The 613-nt window shown below is 40.9% G+C and carries 1 pseudogene; it reads left to right on the forward strand.

The features are described from left to right. A pseudogene (locus R7O13_RS28570) lies at positions 1 to 613 on the forward strand (AraC family transcriptional regulator); the annotation flags it as partial.

The raw sequence follows: 613 nt of genomic DNA on the forward strand, positions 1-613 counted from the left end.
CAAAATCAGGCAGTTTTTTGCAAACGACCGCAAAGCAGCTTGCGTATCATCAAGGGTCATTCTGGACCTTTGTCGAAAATGAGGTTTATCAGACCTACCCAAACAAAGAAAGGCAGTTGGTCTTTAGCCTTAACCCCGGGTCGCAAATTAGAAAAATAGGTTCATCAGGTGATTATATTTGGGTAAGTGATGGCGCACATTTTTATACCTACAACATCAAAACCAATGAACTTGATTCATTTTCACTGCTTCAACTTTATCAACATAGCAATAATAGTTATGTGTACATCAATGATGCGATTCTGGTCGAAACCAAATGGGCGTTGGCTACAACATCTGGTGTCTATCTCTCTGAAGGTAATAAATTTGATCACGTGATTTCATCCGGTCAAAACTACATTGAAAAAGTGTACTACTCGCATACGAGACGCGAGATATTGGTCGGCACCTTAAAAGGCGCGTTGATCTTCAATATTTACGAGCCGAACAAAGAGATCGTCAAAATTGGCGGCTCCCACGTACTGACGTTTTCAGAGACCAATCAAGAGTATTGGGTTGGTACTGAGCACGGTTTGTATCTCTACTCGTTTTTAACAGGTGAAGTTACTGAAGT

The sequence above is a fragment of the Vibrio sp. Y176 genome (assembly GCF_033438945.1).